General features: G+C 42.3%; 21 protein-coding genes. 2 read left to right on the top strand and 19 right to left on the bottom strand.

The features are described 5' to 3' along the window. Nucleotides 1-58 precede the first annotated feature (58 nt). From ACHZES_RS24175 to ACHZES_RS24135, 9 genes are all read right to left on the bottom strand, one after another. Nucleotides 59-262, bottom strand: coding sequence for a DUF1858 domain-containing protein (locus tag ACHZES_RS24175; protein ID WP_195841074.1), 204 nt, complete (start codon nucleotides 260-262; stop codon nucleotides 59-61). After that, nucleotides 263-2,680 (bottom strand): endopeptidase La, encoded by a 2,418-nt coding sequence (gene lon, locus ACHZES_RS24170; protein ID WP_395547534.1) that lies wholly within the window; start codon nucleotides 2,678-2,680, stop codon nucleotides 263-265. It lies immediately after the preceding gene. 115 nt (nucleotides 2,681-2,795) lie between these two features. After that, on the bottom strand, nucleotides 2,796-3,359 hold the full coding sequence (locus ACHZES_RS24165) for a TetR/AcrR family transcriptional regulator (RefSeq protein ID WP_038284412.1): 564 nt from the start codon (nucleotides 3,357-3,359) through the stop codon (nucleotides 2,796-2,798). A gap of 339 nt (nucleotides 3,360-3,698) precedes the next feature. Continuing rightward, nucleotides 3,699-4,397, bottom strand: coding sequence for a tryptophan synthase subunit alpha (gene trpA, locus ACHZES_RS24160; RefSeq protein ID WP_395547535.1), 699 nt, complete (start codon nucleotides 4,395-4,397; stop codon nucleotides 3,699-3,701). Beyond that, complete coding sequence (locus tag ACHZES_RS24155) at nucleotides 4,318-5,676, bottom strand: PTS ascorbate transporter subunit IIC (protein ID WP_395547536.1); 1,359 nt, start codon at nucleotides 5,674-5,676, stop codon at nucleotides 4,318-4,320. Before ACHZES_RS24155 ends, trpA begins: the two co-directional genes overlap by 80 nt. A 37-nt stretch (nucleotides 5,677-5,713) precedes the next feature. After that, nucleotides 5,714-5,989: a PTS sugar transporter subunit IIB gene (locus tag ACHZES_RS24150; protein WP_025233773.1), complete on the bottom strand. Its 276-nt coding sequence runs from the start codon at nucleotides 5,987-5,989 to the stop codon at nucleotides 5,714-5,716. Then, a complete protein-coding gene (locus ACHZES_RS24145) occupies nucleotides 5,983-8,019 on the bottom strand; it encodes a BglG family transcription antiterminator (RefSeq protein WP_395547537.1) in 2,037 nt (678 codons plus the stop codon). The genes ACHZES_RS24150 and ACHZES_RS24145 overlap by 7 nt, the downstream gene beginning before the upstream one ends. Before the next feature lie 192 nt (nucleotides 8,020-8,211). Beyond that, a complete protein-coding gene (locus tag ACHZES_RS24140) occupies nucleotides 8,212-9,063 on the bottom strand; it encodes an N-acetylmuramoyl-L-alanine amidase family protein (RefSeq protein WP_395547538.1) in 852 nt (283 codons plus the stop codon). Nucleotides 9,064-9,473: 410 nt separating this feature from the next. Further along, nucleotides 9,474-10,412, bottom strand: a complete 939-nt coding sequence (locus ACHZES_RS24135; protein WP_395547539.1) for a UbiA family prenyltransferase — start codon at nucleotides 10,410-10,412, stop codon at nucleotides 9,474-9,476. A 290-nt stretch (nucleotides 10,413-10,702) separates the two neighbouring features. Between ACHZES_RS24135 and ACHZES_RS24130 the strand changes: the two genes are divergently transcribed. Then, nucleotides 10,703-11,251, top strand: a complete 549-nt coding sequence (locus ACHZES_RS24130) for a GNAT family N-acetyltransferase (protein WP_038284420.1) — start codon at nucleotides 10,703-10,705, stop codon at nucleotides 11,249-11,251. Nucleotides 11,252-11,315: 64 nt separating this feature from the next. Here ACHZES_RS24130 and ACHZES_RS24125 read toward each other — a convergent pair whose 3' ends face one another. Further along, nucleotides 11,316-11,969, bottom strand: a complete 654-nt coding sequence (locus tag ACHZES_RS24125) for a class I SAM-dependent methyltransferase (protein ID WP_404820291.1) — start codon at nucleotides 11,967-11,969, stop codon at nucleotides 11,316-11,318. A 582-nt stretch (nucleotides 11,970-12,551) separates the two neighbouring features. Between ACHZES_RS24125 and ACHZES_RS24120 the strand changes: the two genes are divergently transcribed. Next, nucleotides 12,552-13,226 carry a DUF5680 domain-containing protein gene (locus tag ACHZES_RS24120; RefSeq protein WP_154521011.1) on the top strand — a complete coding sequence of 225 codons (675 nt, stop codon included), beginning with the start codon at nucleotides 12,552-12,554 and terminating at the stop codon, nucleotides 13,224-13,226. A gap of 146 nt (nucleotides 13,227-13,372) precedes the next feature. On the opposite strand, the gene ACHZES_RS24115 is transcribed toward ACHZES_RS24120, so the two are convergent. The 9 genes from ACHZES_RS24115 to ACHZES_RS24075 all read right to left on the bottom strand — a co-directional run bounded on the left by ACHZES_RS24115 (nucleotide 13,373) and on the right by ACHZES_RS24075 (nucleotide 21,719). Then, the gene (locus tag ACHZES_RS24115) at nucleotides 13,373-13,759 is read right to left on the bottom strand and encodes a hypothetical protein (RefSeq protein ID WP_395547541.1); all 387 of its coding nucleotides are present in this window, start codon (nucleotides 13,757-13,759) and stop codon (nucleotides 13,373-13,375) included. A 363-nt stretch (nucleotides 13,760-14,122) separates the two neighbouring features. Continuing rightward, nucleotides 14,123-14,407 carry a DUF4491 family protein gene (locus ACHZES_RS24110; RefSeq protein ID WP_038284428.1) on the bottom strand — a complete coding sequence of 95 codons (285 nt, stop codon included), beginning with the start codon at nucleotides 14,405-14,407 and terminating at the stop codon, nucleotides 14,123-14,125. 13 nt (nucleotides 14,408-14,420) lie between these two features. Further along, nucleotides 14,421-14,813 carry a YbaN family protein gene (locus ACHZES_RS24105; protein WP_038284430.1) on the bottom strand — a complete coding sequence of 131 codons (393 nt, stop codon included), beginning with the start codon at nucleotides 14,811-14,813 and terminating at the stop codon, nucleotides 14,421-14,423. 191 nt (nucleotides 14,814-15,004) lie between these two features. Then, the gene (gene pta, locus ACHZES_RS24100; RefSeq protein WP_154521014.1) at nucleotides 15,005-15,976 is read right to left on the bottom strand and encodes a phosphate acetyltransferase; all 972 of its coding nucleotides are present in this window, start codon (nucleotides 15,974-15,976) and stop codon (nucleotides 15,005-15,007) included. A gap of 127 nt (nucleotides 15,977-16,103) precedes the next feature. Then, nucleotides 16,104-17,489: a HAMP domain-containing sensor histidine kinase gene (locus ACHZES_RS24095; RefSeq protein WP_154521015.1), complete on the bottom strand. Its 1,386-nt coding sequence runs from the start codon at nucleotides 17,487-17,489 to the stop codon at nucleotides 16,104-16,106. Further along, on the bottom strand, nucleotides 17,486-18,193 hold the full coding sequence (locus ACHZES_RS24090) for a response regulator (protein ID WP_395547543.1): 708 nt from the start codon (nucleotides 18,191-18,193) through the stop codon (nucleotides 17,486-17,488). Before ACHZES_RS24090 ends, ACHZES_RS24095 begins: the two co-directional genes overlap by 4 nt. A gap of 84 nt (nucleotides 18,194-18,277) precedes the next feature. Further along, the gene (copZ, locus tag ACHZES_RS24085) at nucleotides 18,278-18,484 is read right to left on the bottom strand and encodes a copper chaperone CopZ (protein WP_038284435.1); all 207 of its coding nucleotides are present in this window, start codon (nucleotides 18,482-18,484) and stop codon (nucleotides 18,278-18,280) included. A 24-nt stretch (nucleotides 18,485-18,508) separates the two neighbouring features. Beyond that, entirely contained in the window at nucleotides 18,509-19,231 is a 723-nt protein-coding gene (locus ACHZES_RS24080) for a hypothetical protein (protein ID WP_154521017.1), read from the bottom strand. 7 nt (nucleotides 19,232-19,238) lie between these two features. After that, nucleotides 19,239-21,719: a heavy metal translocating P-type ATPase gene (locus ACHZES_RS24075; RefSeq protein ID WP_038284439.1), complete on the bottom strand. Its 2,481-nt coding sequence runs from the start codon at nucleotides 21,717-21,719 to the stop codon at nucleotides 19,239-19,241. Between the last annotated feature and the right edge of the window lie 36 nt (nucleotides 21,720-21,755).

Here is a 21,755-nt window from a genome sequence, read left to right as displayed (position 1 = left end):
TTAAAAAAAGGAAGGCATCTTCAACTGAAGACGCCTTCCTTTTAAATTAATAAGACCATTACTCTGCCATATGCTTATTTAACTTGTCGATCAGTTCCTGTGCCGGAACGCCATGGACCATGCAGGCCTCTTCCACAGTCTCCGCAGCAGATGCGGGACAGCCCAGGCAATGCATTCCCATTTCAAAAAAGAAATGTGCGGTGGTACGGTCTGCTTCCAAAACCTCTCCGATTAAAGTATCCTTTGTCACTGTCATATTCATTTAAATTACCCCTTTTCTTTCAATATTTTTATGTGGTGTGTTTAATCCTTCGGAAAATAATCCGTTGCCTCCTTTTTGGAGATATACATGTTCGATTCTGGGCAGGAAAATCCCTAATGACTCTTTTAGTACATCCTCTACCGTTTCCACAGGTATAATTGTAAGCTGATTCTTCACTTCCTCCGGTACATCCTTTAAATCACTTACATTGTCTTTTGGAATCAATACCCTGTTGATACCAGCTCTTTGTGCACCCAGAAGTTTTTCCTTTAAACCTCCAATGGGCAAGACCGCTCCCCGCAAAGTGATTTCTCCGGTCATGGCTAGCCTTGAATCCACCTTGTTGCCGGTAACAAGAGAGGCCAAAGCAGTAAATAATGCGATTCCGGCTGAAGGACCATCTTTAGGGACCGCTCCTGACGGAACGTGGATATGAAGGTCTCTTTCTTTAAAATTAAAGGCATTTAAAGGCAGTCTGGATTTTAACAGGCTTAAAGAAATCTTAGCAGATTCCTTCATCACATCTCCCAGCTTTCCGGTCAATATGACCGCCCCGCTTCCCGGCATATCAGTTGCCTCGATAAAGAGTATTTCTCCTCCCACCGGAGTCCATGCAAGGCCTGTAACTACTCCCGGAGGATTATCCTGCTGGGCTTTGTCGTGACGGGATACCTGGCTGCCAAGATATTCCTCCAGATCTTCTGTCTTAATTACAAAAGGCAGCTCCGCTTTTTTGGATACAATTTTTTCCGTTGTGACTCTGGCCAGGCTGGACAGCTGCTTTTTCAGCCCTCGCACACCGGCTTCCAGCGTGTAATCACTGATAATCTTCTGCAATACTTCATCTTCAATTACCAATTGCTCCTGTTTTAAACCATGTTCTTTAAGGACCTCTGGGATCAGATGGTTTTTGCCGATATGAAACTTTTCATCTATGGTATAACTGGATATCTGTATGACTTCCATCCGGTCTAAGAGGGGACCTGGAATGCTTTCCAATGAATTGGCCGTAGCCACGAAGAATACATCGGATAAGTCATAAGGAAGATCCATGTAATGATCGGTAAAGCTGTTGTTCTGCTCCGGATCAAGAACCTCCAAAAGTGCGCTGGCAGGGTCTCCGCTGAAACCACCGGACATAATCTTATCCACTTCGTCTAACACCATAACAGGATTGGTTTTCCCTGCCTTTCGGATGCTTTGGATAATTCTTCCCGGCATAGCTCCTACATAAGTTCTACGATGTCCTCTGATTTCCGATTCATCCCGGATGCCGCCCAGACTTAAGCGGATATATTTTCTGCCAAGGGCTTCTGCAATGCTTTTTCCAAGGCTTGTTTTTCCGGTTCCCGGCGGCCCTACAAGGAGGAGGATGGAACCTTTTTTAGCCTTGTTTAACTGCATAACTGCCAGATGCTGAATGATCCTGTCCTTCACCTTTTGCAGCCCGTAATGCTGTTCATCGAGTATCCGTCTTGCCTCGTCAAGATCAATGTCCTTAGCCTCTTCCTTTTTCCATGGAAGCTGAACCAAAAGATCCAGATAATTGCGGATCACGTTGTAATCCATCTTATTGGGACCCTGATCATCAAGCTTATCCAGTTCTTCAAGAGCTGCCTCTTTGATCTCATCCGGCATACCTGCTTCTTCAATCTTCTTTAAATAATCCGGTTCCTTTTTTCCTTCGTCCTTTTTGCCTTCACCCAGTTCTTCCTGAATAGCTTTTAACTGTTCTCTAAGTACGGACTCCCTGTAATACCGGTTTGCCTTCTCGGAGAATTTCTCGGAAATCTCCATCTGCAGCTCGATCATTTCCTTTTGTTTCAGCATGTAATCCAGGAAACGAAGGCTTCTTTCTTTTAAGGACATTTCTAACAGCTCATGCTTTTCATCGTTGGTTATCTGAATAAATTGAGACAGATATACGATAATGGAATTCAAATCCTTAAACTCATTGACAATCCGCTGGTACTGTTCTCCTCCTGAAAATTTGGAGCTTATCTCACTGGTAACGTTTTTGATATAGCCAAGCATCTCGTCACGGCTCTTCTCATCTAAATCATCTTGTTTTTGACTAAGCTCGTATTGGGCATAGATAACGCCGTTTTCCATGTGCAGCTCTTTTACATGGATCTGGTCCTCCAGCCTTACGGAAAGCAGAATCCCTTTATCCGTCTGGTCCACTCCAGTGACCTCAAAGGTTAAACCAGTCTGGTAAAAATCTTCCTCATTCTTTGGGTTTTTACCAAAATTCTGTTTTAACGGCAAAGCTATCTTTACGGTTTCTTCGTTTTCCAGATACATCATATGTGTTTCGTCAAGAGCCTCTAAACGAACCGTAGTTACGACGTCAGGCAATAAGACTTTATTGGAAATTGGGAAAACGATTCCTATTCTATTTTTATCATGATTGGTCATAGTTTTATCCTTTCTGTGCGTATTTCTTAAGTGAATGTTCATTTAATATGGATTTGTTTTTATGCGAGACCTTTTTTGTAAAATAAATTCACAAAATAATCTCGCTTGTAAAAACCTAAAGCAATATTGCATCCTGTATAATTTGAATCATTTCCTGCAGCAAATCCTCTTTCTGTGCCTCGTTCTTGCGGTTATCAACAGCAATTGCTTTCACCGGCTGAAAAATGATGGCCAAAAGATTATCCTCTTTGTAATTCCTTATAAGATTACTCCTCTTCATATCCGACATCAGGCTGTAAATATTACAAATGCCCTTTTTCCCGGAACAGTTGTTGGCCAATGAGGGGCAATTGGAAAATTGCTCCACAAAGCTGAAGATTTCCTTGTTCTCTAATATATAGTTATAGTAGCTTCGGATGAGCACTTCGATCTGCTGCCGTCCCTCCATCTCCCGTTTTACGCTGTCCAATAAATAATCATATATTTCTTCCGAGTATTCCAGGTAAATATCGTGCAGCATATCCTCTTTATTTTCAAAGTAGATATATACCGTTGCCGGCGAAACCCCTGCCATCTTAGCGATTTTAGAGACAGAAGTGCCATGGAAGCCCTCCTGCAGGATCAGCTTGATTACTGCTTCCTTTATGCTTTTCACTTTTTCGTCGTCTTTTTTTCTCATGCCATCACCTCTATATTTTTATAATAAATGATCATTCACTTATTGTCAACCTATTTTTTATATTTTCAAGATCAAATCATAGTACCCCTATCTGAAATGCGTATTTGCATAGCATAACAGCTTTTACGACATGAAAAATGAGTCTTGATAATGACTTTTCAGGCCATTCAAGACTCATTTTTCGTACATTCCTTTTTGACAGACCTATTTTACAGCACTCTGTCTTTTTTTTATCATGATCATGCAGGCAGCATGGAGTTGAATACTAAAATCATGTCCGCCCTCTTCTCTGCTATATATAACACTCCCCTTGTTATTTTAGCAGGTTGGAAGACCAGCCTATGCATCGGCTTTCTTAAACTCTTCCAGATAAGCGTTTAACGCATCCATACCTCCAAGCTGATAGCGCTTTATGAACTCTGTGCCAATAATAGCACCATCGGCACCATGTTTCATGACTTCCTTCACATCCTCAGCAGATTTAATACCAAAGCCTACATAGGCCGGTGTCTTTGAAACAGATTTTACTTTTTTTACAACATCAACGTATTCCGTAGGAAGCTTATCAAACGAACCGGTTTTCCCTTCCCCGGAAACGATATAGGCAAACAGGTCATTATGCTCCAGAGCCTTAGCTATGCCCTCATCATCAAGGGACCGCCCAAGCACAGTGATCTGATTTGGAAAGGTTCCGGTTGGATATTCTCCATCCACACACAGAAAACCGTCATATAAATCTTTCGGTACATCGGTAAGGCAAAAATTTTCAACGCCTTCCTTATAAGTCATTAACACAACTTTAAACGTGAAACGCCTGCGGATTTCTTCCAGCGTGTGTATCACATCGGCTGAGCTTATCGTTTGCTCCAACGCTTCTTGATGAGTCTGCCTTATCACAACTCCGTCCACAAAAGGATTCTCAACCGGTATGCCGATTTCCACATAACCGGCCTTTTCATTATCCAATAGCTCTAATATCTGAAAAAAGGTTTCCCTGTCCGGATAATGCAAAGTAAGGTAAAACACTAAATTTTTCATTAAATGCCTCCAAACAACTTAAGCACCAGCCTAAGATCGGACCATAGAAGGAATAATCTGTCTCGCTTAAAATACGCATGATCGGCGCATACGTTCCAATCATAGGCAGAAGCAGAGCCTGTCCGAAAATAAGAATCAAACCGTTTACAAAGGAGCCGATAATTGCACCTCTGCGTCCGCCGTGGGCATTTCCGAAGATGGCTGTTACCGCACCGGTGAAAAAGGTGGGGATCAGAGCGGGGAACACCACGATCGGATAATTGATAAATCCAAGAATCATCATACCGATCAGACCGGCGATTAAGCTGGTCAGGAAGCCCAATATCACGGAATTAGGATAATTGGGGAAAAGCAGAGGGATATCAAGCCCTGGTACGGAATTGGGTATGATCTTATTGGCAAAGCCGTGGAATGCGGAAATGATCTCAGAAAGCATCATTCTTACACCTGTTATAATAACTGTGATCCACATACCGAAGGATAAACCTCGTAAAAAGCTGAATACAACGATATCCTGTCCGCCGGTAATGTTTTCAAGCATCCAGGCCGGGCCGGCAATAAGGCTTATGATCAAAAAGAGAACCGTCATAACAATGGTTAAGGAAATGGTCATCTCTCTTAAGAAATTAAGCTTCTTTGGAACATTTAAGTTTTCAAGATCATGTTCCTTGTTCCCAAATGCTTTGGCAAGCAGGGAAGAAATCAGGATTCCGATGGAACTGGAATGGGCAAGGGTAAAGCCCTCTCCTCCCTTTACTTCCTTCATAAATACCGCCACATAAGCGCAGGAAAAGGTCATATAAAAGCCTAACAATATGGAACCGGTTATTACAAGCGGTACAAAAGCCAAATTGGTTCCGAATTTTAACAGCGCCGCAATCAATCCAGCATAGAAGAAGGATACATGGGCTGATAAATGCACATATTTAAAGCGCGTAAATCTTGCCAGCAAAAGGTTCACAAGAAAGCCCAGTGCAAAGATCAACGCCATCTCCGTACCGATCCCGGTAAGGCTTTCGGCTTGAGCCGCACCAATATCCACTGACACAGGTGGCATATTGAATATCTTTGAAATCATTCCCTGCAAAGGCAGCAGGGACATACCGAGGGTCTGCCCTCCTACGTTGATCATGGTAAAGCCGATCATCGTCTTAATCACGCTGGGTAGGATCTGATCCCAGGTTTTCTTCTGGGCAACCATACCGGCGATCACAACAATTCCTATAATGAAAACAGCCTGGCTGAAAACATTATTAATCAAATACATTACTACTCCCATTTTTCTCTCCCTTCTAAGGCTGCCATCAGCCTCCCGATTATCTCTTGTTTATTGCCTCAAGAAGCTGTTCTTTTAAATACTGCTTATCCATCATATTGTCGATCCGGATAATGTGCGCCTTAGAATCTCTTAAAACATCGGCAAAATCTGAAGTCGTAATTAGAATATCATAGGAATCCGGGCTGACGGAACCGATATCAGAAGCATCTACGGTTGCTTCAATCTTCTCTGCATCAAGGATCTGCTGGGTAAACAGGCGAAGCATCATGGAGCTTCCTACTCCCGCACCACATACTGTAACAATTTTTAACATAGTGAATCCCCCTTTATGATCTGTAATATTTCCTCTGCGGAATCCGCATTGGTTATTTCATTTACCTTTTTCTCGTCCATTAAAATGTCCGCAAGCTCGGTAAGCGCTTTTAAATGTGATTGATGGTCAATGGCACAAAGGCCGACCACGATTTTAACCGGATCGTTTTTCGGATGTCCGAAAACAACGGGCTCTTTTAGTGTTACAATGCTCAGGCCGATATCCAGTGCGCCTTCCTCAGGTCTGGCGTGAGGCATTGCGATTCCTGGTGAGATGACGATATAGGTTCCATTCACCTCAACATTTTTTAGCATTGCCTGGATGTAAGACTCATCTGCCATTCCCCTATCAACAAGGAGCCTGCCGCTTTCCGTAACGGCCTCATCTCGATTGACCGCCTCAAATTTTGCTTTAATTAAATCTGTAGTCAAAATTTCTTTTAACATCGGTTGATATATTCCTTTCTTTGGTTGCGAATTTTCTGTAATTCCCAAATAAATACTCAATTCATTTTTTAAAGGAGCTAGCTTTTGTTCTTCAATCTCCACATATTTGCCAATAATGTTCATCACCTCTGAGATATGGATCCTGGCAGTGAGAAACGATAATTGGCTTTGTATTTCCTTTATGTCATAGTCTGATAAATAAGGACTTACCTTTAGTACCTTTGTGTCCTTCCATTTGAACGGAACCGTGGATATAATCAGGTCCGGAACGTGCTCTTTCAGCCATAGTGCCGCATTTCTGACACTGAATGTTCCCAATATATTCACATGGAAAATGGCCTGCAGCCTGCTTTTTAATATCTCAGAGGTACTGATCCCTGCATTGCAGACGATGATGACATTCGGCGTCCTTCGGATCTGTTTTTCATTTCGTTCGATTACTGAAGCAAAAAACAACGTGAAATAGGATATCTCATGCTCATTAAAATGAACTTTCAGCTTTTCCTCAAGCACCTTTACGCCTTTTGCAACCGCAATGTTAAGTTGGGAGAAATTCTCCAAAACATAGCTCAACAATGGATTTTCCGCCCATTCCCCAGCCAAAGCCCGCTTATAAGCAGGACGCAGATGATTGAGCAATCCCTCATAAAGCTTGGAATCGGTGCGGAACGCTTCAAACGGGTATTCTTGTGCCACGGCATCGATAAACTGATTCGTAACCAGATTAAATGGCAGCCATTTTTCGGATAGCAGCTCCTCGGATTTTACGACCGATGCTTCTGCCAGTTTATTTGCCAGATAAAAGCAATCATCAAGAGATACTTCCCTGCCGAATATTTCCTCAATCTCCCCGTGCCGCTCCACAAATGCCTTTTCTTCTCTCGTTAAAACATCCCTGGGTCCCTCGGTAAAAGCCTTTCCGATGGAGATCCTTGCATAAGTGACATAACATGCGATCAACATACGGTTAAATGATACGTCGCTTAGTTCTACATTAAGCTGTCTGGCTACATCATCGAGAAAAGCCTCACAGGAATACAGAATCTGCATATCTTCTTTTCCTGCCCTGTCCTCAAAGAACAGCGGATCTTCACTGATTGAAAGAATCAATAGATTTCTGATGTTTTGTTCCTTACCGGAGATCCGGTACCCCTTAAAGGGCGTGGACTCTACTGCAATGGAATGAAAGCTGAGCATTTCCCTTACTTCCTTTAAATCGCCGATGAGGGTGTTTCTTGATATATCAAGTTCCTTTAACAGGTCATCCACCGTGAACTGATCGCCGGACAAAAGAATGGATGTGGCGATCCGCAGGCGCCGGATTCTTAAATTCGATAGAATAAAAGCCGGGGTTGAATGGATCAGACTTTCAAACTCAATCATCAACGGTTCCATATAAAACATCTTTCCCTTATCTGCATTGATTTCAGGGTATCCGGAAGCCTCCAGTAATTCATTTAATTTTTTTATATCACTGTAAATAGTCCTGCTGCTTACAGAAAACTGCTGTGCCAGTTCCCGTACGGTAAACTCACGATTGCTCTGGCATACAAGGTGGAATATTTCTAAAAGTCGGTTTTCCATGGTTTCCTCCTTTATGTGATAAGTATAGCATTCCATTGAAATCATCAGCAAATCCAATTTGCTTCACTTTTTTTGAATGGATAGGTATATGGCGGGTTATCTATTACAAAAATAAGCATTAAGGCGCGGGGATTACTCTCACCTTAATGCTTATTTATTAATTATATTTATTTTTTGAAAGTTTGCAATGGATTATCTTAATACGCCGTTTTCATCGGGAATAAATGTCTTGGCCGTTGTAAGCATGCGGCCATCTTTTTGAAGATAGTATGTTTTGCCCTCCAGGGTGATGAATCCTGTTTGCATAACTCCACTGTCAGGATCTAAGTAATACCAGTCACCGTTATCATTCAGCCAGCCCGTATATAATAAGCCATTGATATCATAGAAATACCAGTTACCGTCTTTTTTTATCCAGCCGGTTTGCATATCCGATGTGCCGGAATTTGGGAATACCATGATTTTTGAAATCGTATTATCCTTTGACCAGACCAGGCAATTACGCCCTTTTGACAGGTCATGGACCGTAACAATGTTACGGGTTAAGTATGGAAACAAATTACTTTGTTCTGTTATCCTGTATTGTTTCCCTGTATCAGAAGTAAGGATACCTGTCTGCCCATCTGAATTTATGGACATAGACGCTACTGTTATGTATTCCGGAACCTGATAGTCAGCTGGGACTTTACATAGTACAGTAAAGGCATTTGACATGGGCGGCAGACTAAGGGTCATAACCGGGCTAATGTCAGCGTAGATAAATTCACCTTCCTGTATTTGATCAACTGCAGCTGGATCTCCGCTGACGGAGTTTAAAATCTTTATCTCAGAGGAAAGGTTTAAAATGATTTCCTGGTCTGCACCGGCACCGTCTTTCCTTATCATACGGAGTCTGTTTTCAGAAACCTGGGTTACTGTTCCGTAAATGCGTATAGAGCTTGGCAATGAAACCTGTTCCTCTGCTTGTGTTGTAAAAGCACTCGCTGATAGGACTAATGCGAAAGAGCTTATACCGGTTAACAATAACTTTAAAAATTTTTTCAAAATTTGTCCTCCTTCATTTTTTATAATATAATTATAACAGCAGAATCCAGATTTTGGCATTACGATATATTTACAATTTAATTAATGAAGTTAAGGATTTATACGATTCCTTTACATAGAGTTTAATATTGATAGTTGGTGTAAAAACTGATATTCTTAGATATAATTTATATAGAGTATAGTACACTGGAGATTTATCATTGATCGTTAATATTAAGACAACATGATTTTCATTTTAATATGAAACAAAGTGCTGATTATGGACATATTAAGTATGTAAGAAAACTACTAGCTAATAATTATTTAGTTAGTAGTTTTTATATGCAATAATTTACTCGGGTTAACTAAAATTGACCGGAGCCGCAGCTCCGGTCAGGAAAAAAAGAAATGCTCTTGAGTGCGGTTTCCCATCAAAGAAATAAACCACTTAAAAAGATCGTCAAAGTTTGCGCACCTACAATGATAATATAATTCTGTACCGAAAGGACAAAGGTCTTCTCTTTGATATGTTCTGCTCTGAATCGGCAGATGTTTTTATGCACAGGAATAATGGTAAGCAGCGCCAGCAAACAGATCGGTGATAGAATCCCAAGTGCAACGGATGCCGCCCATGTCAAATAAGTGATATAATATAGCCCGGCAAAAACCCCCAGTGCATTCTTTCCAAAAAAGTAAGGAAGCGTGTACCGCCCTACCGTAATATCCTTTTCCAGATCGCAGATATTGTTAGCCAACATAATATTGGCAGTCGCACAGATTGGTCCAGCCGTAAGCAAAAGCAGGGAAAACGCAGGTACAATGTTTAAAACAAACTGAATTGAATGCCAATCCACTGCTAAGGTCAGGAACGTTCCAGAAGGCATGTTCATATAAAGCATTAAAAAAGGGATAAAAAGACCATAAAACAGTCCTGAAAAAATCTCACCCAGGGGCAAACGGGAAATCGGAACCGGTCCCCAGGTGTAGAACACTCCACAGAGAAAGCACAGTCCGCCCAACAACAGTACAACCAAATCCGTGCGGTACGCCAGGGTAAGGCCCAAAACAGAGCTAACGCCGAACAACAGATATATGATTAGCTTCGCTCTGCCCCGTGGATAAGGCAGCTCTTGGCCGTTCGTTTTGGTATCAATATAGTTATTGATCGCGGTTGTCGTTAAGTCGAACAAAAACATGGAACAAAAAAACAAAATCATACGTTCCGCATTTACCTGCTGCCTGCGGTAAAACAGATAAGCCAGAGACATGAAAAACGGAAGCAGACTCGTGATCTTAGTGCGTATCTCAGTAAATTCAAGAAACTTTTTCATTTTAGAATGTTCATCTACTACAGCTATCTTTGTTTGCATTGCAATCCTCTTTCATCTATTAATCAAATGGTAATTGTGAGAGCTTCCTAACAAAACATGATAGATCCGGTTAGGTAAGGAATGGGCTCGTCAATATTATAACAATACTGAAAAAAATAGTCAAATTAAACAGAGTGATGGTTACTCATTCAAAAAAGATTAAACTACTGTAAGATCTAACTGAACGCTATATTATAGAAATTTATATTGATCAGTGATAACTTATTTGATAATATGATATTTACAAAAAATCTATTTAACTATAAATATGGAAATCATGGAGGAGAATAATGAGAATAGAGGAAATTACATATGTATCTAACAATGGTAAAAAAGTTGTTTTAAGAAGTCCAGAGCTATCCGACTCCAAAGATTTACTTGAATATTTAGTGAAATGCGCCGGTGAAACCGATTATTTAGGGAGATATCCCGAGGAAATTAATAACACCCTTGATGAGCAAAATTCTCATATTTCTAAATATCTGAAAGACGAAAAAGGCTTTGAAGTCTCAGCTTTTGTAGATAATAATCTGGTTGCTAATGGGACTATTTATTGCATTAGGGAAAATATGAAATCAAAACACAGAGCTGGTTATGGAATTGCAGTATTAAAAGATTACTGGGATCTGGGAATAGGAAATATGTTAACAAAATGCTGCCTCAATCATGCGAAAAAGCTAGGCTATGAACAGGTCGAGCTTCAGGTCGTTGCAGATAATAAAAGAGCTATCCATGTCTATGAACAACATGGATTTAAGATATGTGGGACTATTATTGATGCCGAAAAGTTAAAGGATGGAACATATCGGGATCTACTTATGATGATATGCAAACTATAGTATAGACATAAGGTAAAGGGGGGACCACTGATTTTGATATTAAGTCAGCAGTCCTCCCTTTCATTCATTTATATGCTTTCAGAATATTCGTACTTTGCCATTTATTCAGTACTTCGACCTTTGAAAATCCTCCGGCACATAACGCCTCTGTTTCATGCGTCCGTGTAAGCGGCGTATCATAGTGATAGAACTCACCATCACATATTCCCAATTCTTTTTTTAACCGGGAAAGTTCTAAAAAGTTTTTCTTTTCTTCTTCATCATTTTCGGCCATATAATCTGTTAGAATAAAATATCCGCCCTCTTTCAGCGAATCATGCAACTTTTTATAAAGCAGAATTTTCTGTTCCAGAGTGAAATGATGCAATGATTCTACAGAAACCGCAGCGTCGTAAACATTTTCCCCAAAAGGAACCTCAAAATAGGAACCATTGATAAGCGTAAGCTGTTTGTCAGGAAATTTGGCTTTCAGTGTTCTTAACATACCATTTGCCAAATCGATTCCTGTTATTACTGCAAGTGGATTAAGTTTAAAATATTCATTTAGTTCAAGCCCTGTTCCACAGCCCAGGTCAAGCACGTTACAGCCTTCGGTCATAGGTAGCTGGGATGCCGTATAGGGATAAAATATTTTTGCAGAATCAATACCATTAAGTTGGTGGTCCTCATACCCTTCTAAACGATTGTCAAAAAATTCTTCCATCTTTTCAAGTATCATAAAGTCTCCCCCGTATTTCCAATAGAAATAAGTATCAAGAATATACTATCAACTAATTGACGAACTATCAATCCTAAACTTATTTATACCTAATAATTAAGTCATAACATGAAAAGGTATAATCTATAAAGGATTCAATATTGAATAACAGAGTATTTCTCAGCCGTTTGCTCGTTTCAATAGCTAATTCATATTGCTGTGGATTAATCACATTCTCTCTTAGTGCCTCCTCCAATTCATTCATATCATCTTCAATAATCGTTCCATCAGGATATACCACCCTATGTATCCATTTATATAGTTATTCTGTATAGCCATTCCAGATATTTTTTTTTAAATAATACATTTCCACTCATCATAAGAGAGCTTGCATCTTTTCATAATCCCTCCATACTTACTAATTTATATTCTATTCACCTTAAAACCGCCAGCTGTCAATATAATGCTCTCATTATACAAAAATGTCAACGGTGCATCCTATTTATAATAAGCAAGTAAAAGTAGCAAAAAAGCAACCATAAGGGACTACAAAAGTACGATTCAAATATGGTAAGATAATAAAAAACACGGAGGTGGATTTCTATGATTTTTCCGGAAAAATTACAGCTTCTAAGAAAAAGTAAAGGCTTAACACAGGAGGAACTGGCTGAAAAAGTATCCGTATCCCGTCAAGCCATAACTAAATGGGAAAGCGGCCAGGCATATCCTGATATCTCCAACCTCATCAGCATATCAGAATTTTTCAAAACTACGATTGACCATTTGGTAAAGGATAATGATTCCTGCATTACTTCCATCGTCAAACAGGATTCCTGCGATAGCAAAGAATTAATTGATTTTCTTATTAAGGCAAAATGCAATACTTATGCTGCAAAAGGCAGGGAATGTGCCTCTTCAAGGCCAAACTCCCATGATTTACGATATGAAGAAGGTGTTTTCTTGTATTTAGACACGTATGTCGGCGGCGAGTGTTTTTCCGGAGAAGAGGCTGTGTGGAAAAACAACATCCCAATCTATGCAATGAATTACTCTGGGCGGGTAACAAGCAGTAATTTTAGCAGTGATTTCTTAAAGGCGGCTTTAATGGCCGTCCCCAATGATAAACCTTTCCGAGGCCCTGATTTCTATGTAGAAAATGATTATTTTTATAATTGCAAAGTATGCGGAGATTTGAAATGGCATCAGGGATACGAAGAAATATACTATAAGAATTTACAGGTTTACGAGTGTTATTTTCATGGGGGAATCGTAAAGTAAGATAATGAAATAATACCCATATTTACTAATTATCGGTATAACTCTCTTCATAATGATTGAACTTTTATTAAAATGAGAACCGTCTATAACTATATCCGATTTGACGTAATCCTTATTTTCCTACCGGTTCATGTCAATTCCTTTTCCTATATCTCATATAATATAAATATCAACATTCGGAAAGGAAGTAAAATTATGCCCCCATTCCCACCTACCGATAGATCTCCAACCTCACCTATTGATAGGCCACAAAGGCCGCCTTCTCCACCTACTGGCAGGCCGCCTTCTCCGCCTACCGGAAGGCCTCCGTCTCCACCTACCGGAAGGCCTCCATCTCCGCCTACTGGCAGGCCGCCTTCTCCGCCTACTGGAAGACCGCCTTCTCCACCTACTGGAAGACCGCCTTCTCCACCTACTGGCAGGCCGCCAAGCGGAGGCGGACCGGTACCTATGGGACCTCCGCCGTCTAGCGTTCCTCGAAGGCCTGGGCAACCGCGCGGTGGAGTCACACCATTTGTCTCTCCTGGGTCCATGAGAAATTGCATTGGGCGATTTACTTATGTCTGGTTAAGCAACGGATTGGAATTTTGGTTTTTCCCTGTTCAGATCTGGGCAAATACCGTCGTAGGGTTCCGTTGGGATCGAAGATTTGGTTGGTCATATACCGGAATTTCACTGAACCGAATCGATATGTTTACCTGCACCTGACGACTATTTCCACTTAACTCAAAAAGCGATCCTTTGAGGTAGTCCTGCATAAGACAGTATAAAGACTAAACTGTTTATGGGCGGCTGCCAAGTATGATGTCTAAAAACAAGCGTGTCGTTCAAATGAGCGATACGCTTGATTTTTGCTTTATCTGTCCTAATAAGTAGATGGTCTTTACACGTCTTAGTCATTTTCTTTTAGGATTTTTGGGGAACCAGCCTTTTTCTACCCTGTCTTTCTGTTCTGAAAGCTCCTTAATGCTCCATAAAAGTGAGAAGCCCAATACTGCCAAAAGTGCGGATAATACTCCTTTTGCACATGCAAGAGAGAAGCCAATGCACAGGATTCCCCCTATCAGAAAAAATGGCCAGATTCTACTGCCAAAGTAATATTCACCCTTGATAACAACAGGATGTAATAATCCGATGATAAGAAACGTTCCGATACCAATAAGAATTCCATCATAATTCATATTTGTCACCAACCTATCCCTTTTTTGTCGTTTCCATTCTACCTTCCTGACGCGTTTTAATAACAAAAATAAAAACATAATTATGCAGAATAAAGGCTATGATAAGAAGCAAACGGATAGCCAGATTACCGGTCAATAGAAAGGAGATAAACATCATCAATCCTGCGGCAGCCTGAGTGGTAAGCTTCTGCTTTCTTGTCATTGACCGGTTGTATTCATAACCTTTCACATATTTTGTATACAAGCCTGTGCCCCTAAACCAGCAATTGAATTTTACAGATCCTTTTGTAAAACAGAGCAAGGCCAGCAATAAGAACGGTGTGGTAGGCAGGCCAGGCACCACCGTTCCAACAGCACCCAGGGCCATGGCTGCGATTCCAATACAAACATATATAACTTTTTTCAATAAACTAGCCCCCTGTTCATTCCCCGCTGATGCTTCCCATACTCCGGATATATTTCTCATGATCTATATAATAGTATTGGAGCTATGAGTTGATTATTCGGGACATTGGATTGACAAATCGCCAAAAGCATCAAAATATTCCATTCTGATGCTTTTGACGATTCATGTTATCTATACATTTTAAAGCTGGCTTATATCAAAGCCGCCGTAATTATTGACATTTTATAGACCTCATCAGCATTGCAGCCTCTTGAAAGATCGTTGATCGGAGCATTGAGGCCCTGCAGAATGGGGCCGAAAGCTTCAAAACCACCTAAACGCTGTGCAATTTTATAGCCGATATTGCCTGCATCGATATCCGGGAAAATGAATGTGTTGGCATGCCCGGCCACATGAGAGTCCGGCGCCTTTACTTTAGCTACTGTGGGAGAAAAAGCGGCATCAAACTGCAGCTCTCCGTCTACCGGAAAATCCAGATTCATGGCCTTCAACGTTTCAGCCGCATTGCGCATCTTATCAACGGATTCACCCTTACCGGAACCTAGCGTACTATAAGAAAGCAGTGCAACATTGGGATTAATAGAGAAAGTGCTGGCCGTTCTGGCTGTCTCTAATGCAATTTCCACCAACTCGTTTTCATCGGGGTCAACATTAATGGCACAATCAGCCATGGCATACATTTCATTCCCGCTATCTGTCTGCCGATATAAAATAAAGCAGCTGGAAACAATTTTGCTGCCAGGTCTGGCCTTAATCAGCTGCAAAGCCGGTCTCACCGTATCAGCAGTAGAATAAGTAGCTCCGCCTAATAAACAGTCTGCTTTTCCCATTTTGACTAACATGGTTCCGAAATAATTGGACTTTTCAAGTGCTGCCCGGCAAGCTGCATCATCCATTTTGCCTTTTCTCAATTCTACCATTTTGGCAACCATTTCTTCAAATCCATCATAATTAAGCGGATCAATCTTTTCAATGCCGTCGACGGGCCAGCCCAGTTCTTTTGCAGCGGCGTCTATTTTACCAGGATTGCCTAGAAGGACCGGCGTAAGAACACCTTCTTTGTAAAGGCGGCTGGCTGCTTCCAGAATTCTTGGATCAGTGCCTTCGGTAAATACGATTTTTCTTTTTTGTACTTTCAATGCGGCAACCATATTTTCGAACATATTCATTTCCTCCTCTGGTTAAATAATACTTCTTTATCAAGTATAAACCAAATCCAATGAAAAAATCAACAATGTTTCCATAACTGCCCAAAACTTATCAATAGGATCTTCCATACTGTAAATTTCTTTAACCTTCCTTCGGAATACTTACCGTAAAACAGCTTCCCTGCTCCTTTATGCTCTCCGCCGTCACAGTTCCACCATGAGCATTGACAATGGATTTAACAATGGCAAGACCGATTCCGGCACCTCCAGATTTCCGGTTCCTGGATTTGTCGGTTCTGTAAAAACGTTCAAAAATTAGCGGCAGCTCTGTTTCAGGAATTCCGATTCCCGTATCCGTTACCTTAACAATTCCTAAACGGTCCGTTTCATATACTTCAATTCCTATCGCACCGCCCTCTGGCGTATATTTGACGGCATTGGACAACAGATTGGCTACGACCTGGCTGAATCTGTTTTTATCTGCTTCGGCAAAGACCGGACTTCCCTCTATGGATAGAGTTAAATTTTTCTTGCTGATTTCTCCTTTCATCGTATCTGACACCGTATGCACAATTTCAAACAGATCTATCCTGGATTTATTTAAGACCAGATTTTCACCCTCTATCTTTGCTAACTGGCCCAGATCCTCAACCAGTGTTCCAAGACGCTTTACCTCTTCATGGCAGCTTTTCAGCCGTTCAGGTGTTGCATCCCATAAGCCTTCTATCATTGCTTCCAAATGGGAGCTCAAGGCAGTCAGTGGTGTCCGCAGCTCGTGAGCCACATCCGCAGTCATCTGTTTGCGCAGTTTTTCCTGAGATTTAAGGGCATCAGAGAGGTGATTGATTGCGTCTGCAAGATCATCAAGCTCCCGTATTCTTGTTCCCGGCTCGAACCTGATGTCATAGTTGCCCTTTGATATTTGTTTGGCAATATAGGCCGTTTTTGTAACAGGACGGGATATTCTGCGAGCAAGGAGACACCCTACCACCACCGAGCAGGCGCTGGATAAGATTCCTATAACAAGAAGGACTGTATTCATGACATTGATAAAATTAAAGTCAGCCTCGTTCATAAAAAACGGTCCGTAATACTTAATCGAGACAGCCCCTACTTTTTTCCCGTTCTGATCAATTTCATAGGTGTTGTCCACAAAGCCGCCCTCAGCGCCCCTCTCTTCCATCCGCGCCGAAATCTCATTCATAATCTGTCCGCATAGGCTCATGTCATGGTTTTCCGCATCCCATACCATGTTTCCTCCTGCATCATACAACTTCAAAATATAGCCGTCATACAAGGCATTCATACCGATGGCATGAACGTAATCAAGCTTCCAGTTCCGTTTGAACCCATCGAACTGCCTGCCTAAATCATCTACGATATTTTCCCGGCGCTCCCGTCCCAGCTCAGTGATATACTTCTCAAACTCCCGGTTTATAAACCAGTTGGAAAGAAGGCCAATCAGCCCGATGGTGATTAAAAGCGTCAACAAAATAGATAGAGACAGCTGTTTTCTTAAGCTCTTCAATCTCCATCCCCTCCGAATTTATATCCCAGTCCCGGGATTGTCCGTACATACACCGGGTTTTTGGGATCATCCTCAACCTTTTTCCTAATGTTTTTAATATGGCTGTCAATCGCCCGGTCATATCCGGCAAAGCTCTTGTCCAAAGCCGCCTCGATCAGCTCCTCCCGGGTAAAGACCTTTCCGGGGTATTTGATGAGCACCGACAGGATCTTCAGTTCGCTGGGCGTCAGAGTCAGGCTGATTCCTTTTTTACGAACTTCATTCTTCTCAAAATCAATGACCAGATCTCCGTTTCTCCAGGAATTCCTTTTTACAAGGGGTACCAGGTCGCTTTCTGTCCTGCGCAGAACTGCCTCAACTCTGGCATACAGTTCTTTTAAACCAAAAGGCTTTGTAACATAATCATCGGCCCCAAGGCCCAGCCCATCCACCACATCACCTTCTTCCACCTTGGCAGTCAGCATGATAATGGGAACCCGGGATTTTTTACGGATAGCAATGCACACTTCTTCTCCGGAGATATCTGGCATCATAAGATCCAGAATAACAAGAGAAATATTTTCCGTATCAAATATCTCCAGGGCCTGACTGCCGTTTTCGGCAGGGAATGTGCGGAATCCTTTACTTTCCAAAAGCAGACAGACGACCTCCAGTATTTTAGGTTCATCATCCACAACCAATACATTTTTACTGCTTTTAAGCATTGTTGCACCTCTATCTGTCAGAAATTGAAATGCGAAAGGCGGGAACCGCATGGTTGTGCGGTTCCCGTCCTCTCTACTTATTAGTTAAATGATATCATATCCCTGATCTTCAATCTCGGCTTTGATCTTATCAACGGTTGCCTGTTCCGGGTCATGATCCACGGTTACGGTTTTTGCTGCCAGATCCACCGATACACCGGATACTCCTGATAAAGCACCTACCGCATTGGTGATTGCCTTTACACAGTGCTCACATGCCATTCCATCTACATTTATAACTGATTTTGCCATTTTAGTTACCTCCGATTTATTTTATTATTTTAAATTAAAAGGTTTTAAAAATTTATAAACCTCTAAAGTCTTTGCACCTTCCATGACAGATACCGGTGCATATACCCAGCCTTCCACTTTCTCCGGATCAACACCGGCTGCAATGAGAGGTTCGGGATTTAATGCGAAAACAATATCCTTATCCTGATTTTGGTTTTTCACGGTATTTGTTTCCATATTTTTTGCCCATTCAAACATATTGTCATCTCCCAGCTTTACGCCGTAGTGATCCATGTCCATATGGTAGTTGATAAAGCTGCGGTGCTTATTTACGATCTGCTCATAGGCTGCAAGAGGAGTTGCCTCTCCCTCATTAACCGTTTTTTCCGTTCCAAGCTTTGTTCCAACCATCAGCATTCCATCATAGGCTGAGTAATTATCCGGCAGCTTATCCGTATCAAGCCCTGCACTCACAAACGGGGCCGCATCAAGCTCCAGCATTACGTCATGAAGAGGACTCTGGCTGTAATCTTTGGCCCAAATAAAGCTTACGCTTCCATCCGGTGCGTTTAAGGACCAGCCTCCATTGATTTCATCTTCCTTCACATTGTCGGGAATCGTGTTTAAAATTGTTTCAAAGGATGTGATAGATTGTTTTCCGACTACATCCAGATTTCCCCCCGCCGTCTGTACAACCGCTGCAATGATCGCTACCACTAATACTGCGGCGGCGGCCACTGCTGCAATTAATTTTCCATTTTTGTTCATTTCCGGATCACCTCGTTCCTGTGGTTGGTTTAAATCGTTTCAGCCGCAATGCATTCGTCAGCACGGAAACTGAGCTTAAGCTCATGGCTGCTGCCGCAAAAATCGGGTTAAGAAGCGGCCCGTTAAAGAGCAGATGTAAAAGCCCTGCAGCAATGGGGATTCCAATCACGTTATACCCGAAGGCCCAGAAAAGATTTTGTTTAATGTTTCGGATGGTCTGCTTGCTTAAGTTGATTGCTGTGGGCACATCCATTAAATCAGAACGCATGAGAACAATGTCAGCGGATTCCATGGCTACGTCTGTACCGGAACCGATCGCGATACCGATATCAGCCTGGGCAAGAGCCGGAGCGTCGTTAATTCCGTCACCAACCATGGCTACCTTGCGGCCTTCGGCCTGCAGCTTCCTGACCTCGTCGGATTTATCCTGAGGAAGCACCTCGGACAATACCCGGTCGATTCCTACCTGCTTTGCAATCGCCTCTGCAGTTCTCTTATTATCTCCGGTGATCATGGCTACTTCTATGCCCATCTTATGCAGGCGTTCAATGGCAGCCCGGCTGGATTCCTTTACAACGTCCGCAACGGCTACAATACCTGCCAGCTTGCCGTTAATAGCCACATACATCGGTGTTTTTCCTTCCCCGGCCAGCTGGTCTGATGCTTCCTCCATTCCTGTTAAAGAAATGCTGCGTTCCGTCATCAGCTTCCGGTTTCCGGCAAGGATATCTTCTCCGTTTATCTTCGCTTCTATCCCCCGTCCGGTTAAGGACTCAAAATGCTCCGTTGCAAATAAGGTAAGTCCGGCATCTTCCGCACCGTGGACAATTGCCTGCCCCAGAGGGTGCTCGGAGCCTTTTTCCGCAGAAGCTGTAAGCTGAAGCAGCAGATCCTTGGAGACCCCTTCTATGGCCAGAACATCAGTCACCGTCGGTTTTCCTTCGGTAATGGTGCCTGTTTTATCAAATACAATGGTGTTGATTTTATGAGCTGTCTCAAGAGCCTCTCCGCCCTTAATCAGGATACCGTTTTCCGCACCCTTTCCGGTTCCAACCATGATAGCAGTAGGTGTCGCAAGACCTAACGCACATGGGCAGGCAATAACCAGAACTGAAATAAATATGGTAAGGGCAAACTTTAAGTCTCCGGCGGTACCAATATACCAGGCAATACCGGAAAGCAGGGCAATCACACAAACGACCGGAACAAAATATCCGGAAACAATGTCAGCCATCTGCGCAATCGGAGCCTTTGAGCCCTGAGCGTCCTCTACCAGCTTGATGATCTGAGCAAGGGCCGTATCGCTGCCGATTTTTTCCGCTCTGAACTGAATGGTTCCTGTAGTATTTAAGGAAGCAGCATAAACCTGGTCCCCTTCTTTTTTATCCACCGGCATGCTTTCACCGGTCAGCATGGACTCATCGATTGCAGTGTGGCCGCCTAGCACAGTCCCGTCTACCGGGATCTTTTCGCCGGGCTTTACTAAAATCATATCACCGATTTCTACTTCGTCAATAGGAATCTCCTTTTCCACACCGTCTTCAAGAATGATTGCTGTCTTGGGAGCAAGCCCCATCAGCTTCTTGATCGCCTCACTGGTTCTTCCCTTTGAAACTGCCTCCAGGGATTTTCCAAGCAGGATAAGGGTGATGATAACTCCAGCTGATTCAAAATACAAAGAATCCACTGCCATAAAATGGCCTTCTGCAATCTGGAACGTGTTGTAGATGCTGTAAAGAACAGCAGCCGTAGTTCCTATGGCTATCAGGGAATCCATGTTTGGACTTCTCTGAAACAGGGCTTTAAAACCAATGGTATAGAATTTATAACCAACGCCTATGACTGGAACCACCAGCAGAAGTTCCACCAGAGCATAGATCAGGGGGTACTCCATAGGTGCAATTCCAGCAGGGAAAGGCAGAGTGACAAACTTAATCATGGGTGCCATAGCAACGTAGAGAAGAGGTACGGAAAACACCGCAGACACGATGAACTTCGTCCAAAGGGTCTTAATCTCCCGCTGCTTGCGAACCCGGTCCTCATCCGCTGCATCTGCTTTGTTTACTTCCAGGGCTTTGTAACCTGCCTTTTCAATGGCTGCCCGTATGGCCGACATTCGTACCTTCTGAGGATCGTAGGTAACCGTAGCTTTTTCTGTTGCAAAATTTACCGATGTACTTATCACACCTTCCAGCTTTCCCACAACTTTTTCTATACGCTTGGCGCAAGCTGCACAGGTCATGCCGCCGATTGGTATGGTCACATTGGCATTTTCGGATTTTTCCACCACCTCATAACCGATTTTTGATACTGCTGCTTTAATCGCAGAAAGTTCAAGTGCGCTGCTGTCATATTCCACAAACAGCTTTTCACTTGCCAGATTGACATTCGCCTGGCTGATACCGGAAAGCTTTCGCACAGTTTTTTCAATTCTCTGCGCACAGGCCGCACAGGTCATGCCTCTTATATTTAAAATTTGACTTTCCATTTAATTCACCTCACTATTTTTTACTGCCCCTTCCTT

This window comes from Lacrimispora sanguinis, assembly GCF_044987295.1.
Taxonomy (GTDB): domain Bacteria; phylum Bacillota; class Clostridia; order Lachnospirales; family Lachnospiraceae; genus Lacrimispora; species Lacrimispora celerecrescens_B.
Note: the sequence above shows the minus strand (reverse complement) of the source record. Positions and strands in the feature narration are given on the sequence as shown.

Bases quoted from the DNA above. Each gene is read 5' to 3' on its own strand.
- ACHZES_RS24175 (WP_195841074.1), bottom strand. From the start codon at position 262: ATGAATATGACAGTGACAAAGGATACTTTAATCGGAGAGGTTTTGGAA.
- lon (WP_395547534.1), bottom strand. From the start codon at position 2,680: ATGACCAATCATGATAAAAATAGAATAGGAATCGTTTTCCCAATTTCC.
- ACHZES_RS24165 (WP_038284412.1), bottom strand. From the start codon at position 3,359: ATGAGAAAAAAAGACGACGAAAAAGTGAAAAGCATAAAGGAAGCAGTA.
- trpA (WP_395547535.1), bottom strand. From the start codon at position 4,397: ATGAAAAATTTAGTGTTTTACCTTACTTTGCATTATCCGGACAGGGAA.
- ACHZES_RS24155 (WP_395547536.1), bottom strand. From the start codon at position 5,676: ATGGGAGTAGTAATGTATTTGATTAATAATGTTTTCAGCCAGGCTGTT.
- ACHZES_RS24150 (WP_025233773.1), bottom strand. From the start codon at position 5,989: ATGTTAAAAATTGTTACAGTATGTGGTGCGGGAGTAGGAAGCTCCATG.
- ACHZES_RS24145 (WP_395547537.1), bottom strand. From the start codon at position 8,019: ATGGAAAACCGACTTTTAGAAATATTCCACCTTGTATGCCAGAGCAAT.
- ACHZES_RS24135 (WP_395547539.1), bottom strand. From the start codon at position 10,412: ATGCAAACAAAGATAGCTGTAGTAGATGAACATTCTAAAATGAAAAAG.
- ACHZES_RS24130 (WP_038284420.1), top strand. From the start codon at position 10,703: ATGAGAATAGAGGAAATTACATATGTATCTAACAATGGTAAAAAAGTT.
- ACHZES_RS24125 (WP_404820291.1), bottom strand. From the start codon at position 11,969: ATGATACTTGAAAAGATGGAAGAATTTTTTGACAATCGTTTAGAAGGG.
- ACHZES_RS24120 (WP_154521011.1), top strand. From the start codon at position 12,552: ATGATTTTTCCGGAAAAATTACAGCTTCTAAGAAAAAGTAAAGGCTTA.
- ACHZES_RS24115 (WP_395547541.1), bottom strand. From the start codon at position 13,759: ATGGACCCAGGAGAGACAAATGGTGTGACTCCACCGCGCGGTTGCCCA.
- ACHZES_RS24110 (WP_038284428.1), bottom strand. From the start codon at position 14,407: ATGAATTATGATGGAATTCTTATTGGTATCGGAACGTTTCTTATCATC.
- pta (WP_154521014.1), bottom strand. From the start codon at position 15,976: ATGTTCGAAAATATGGTTGCCGCATTGAAAGTACAAAAAAGAAAAATC.
- ACHZES_RS24090 (WP_395547543.1), bottom strand. From the start codon at position 18,193: ATGCTTAAAAGCAGTAAAAATGTATTGGTTGTGGATGATGAACCTAAA.
- copZ (WP_038284435.1), bottom strand. From the start codon at position 18,484: ATGGCAAAATCAGTTATAAATGTAGATGGAATGGCATGTGAGCACTGT.
- ACHZES_RS24080 (WP_154521017.1), bottom strand. From the start codon at position 19,231: ATGAACAAAAATGGAAAATTAATTGCAGCAGTGGCCGCCGCCGCAGTA.
- ACHZES_RS24075 (WP_038284439.1), bottom strand. From the start codon at position 21,719: ATGGAAAGTCAAATTTTAAATATAAGAGGCATGACCTGTGCGGCCTGT.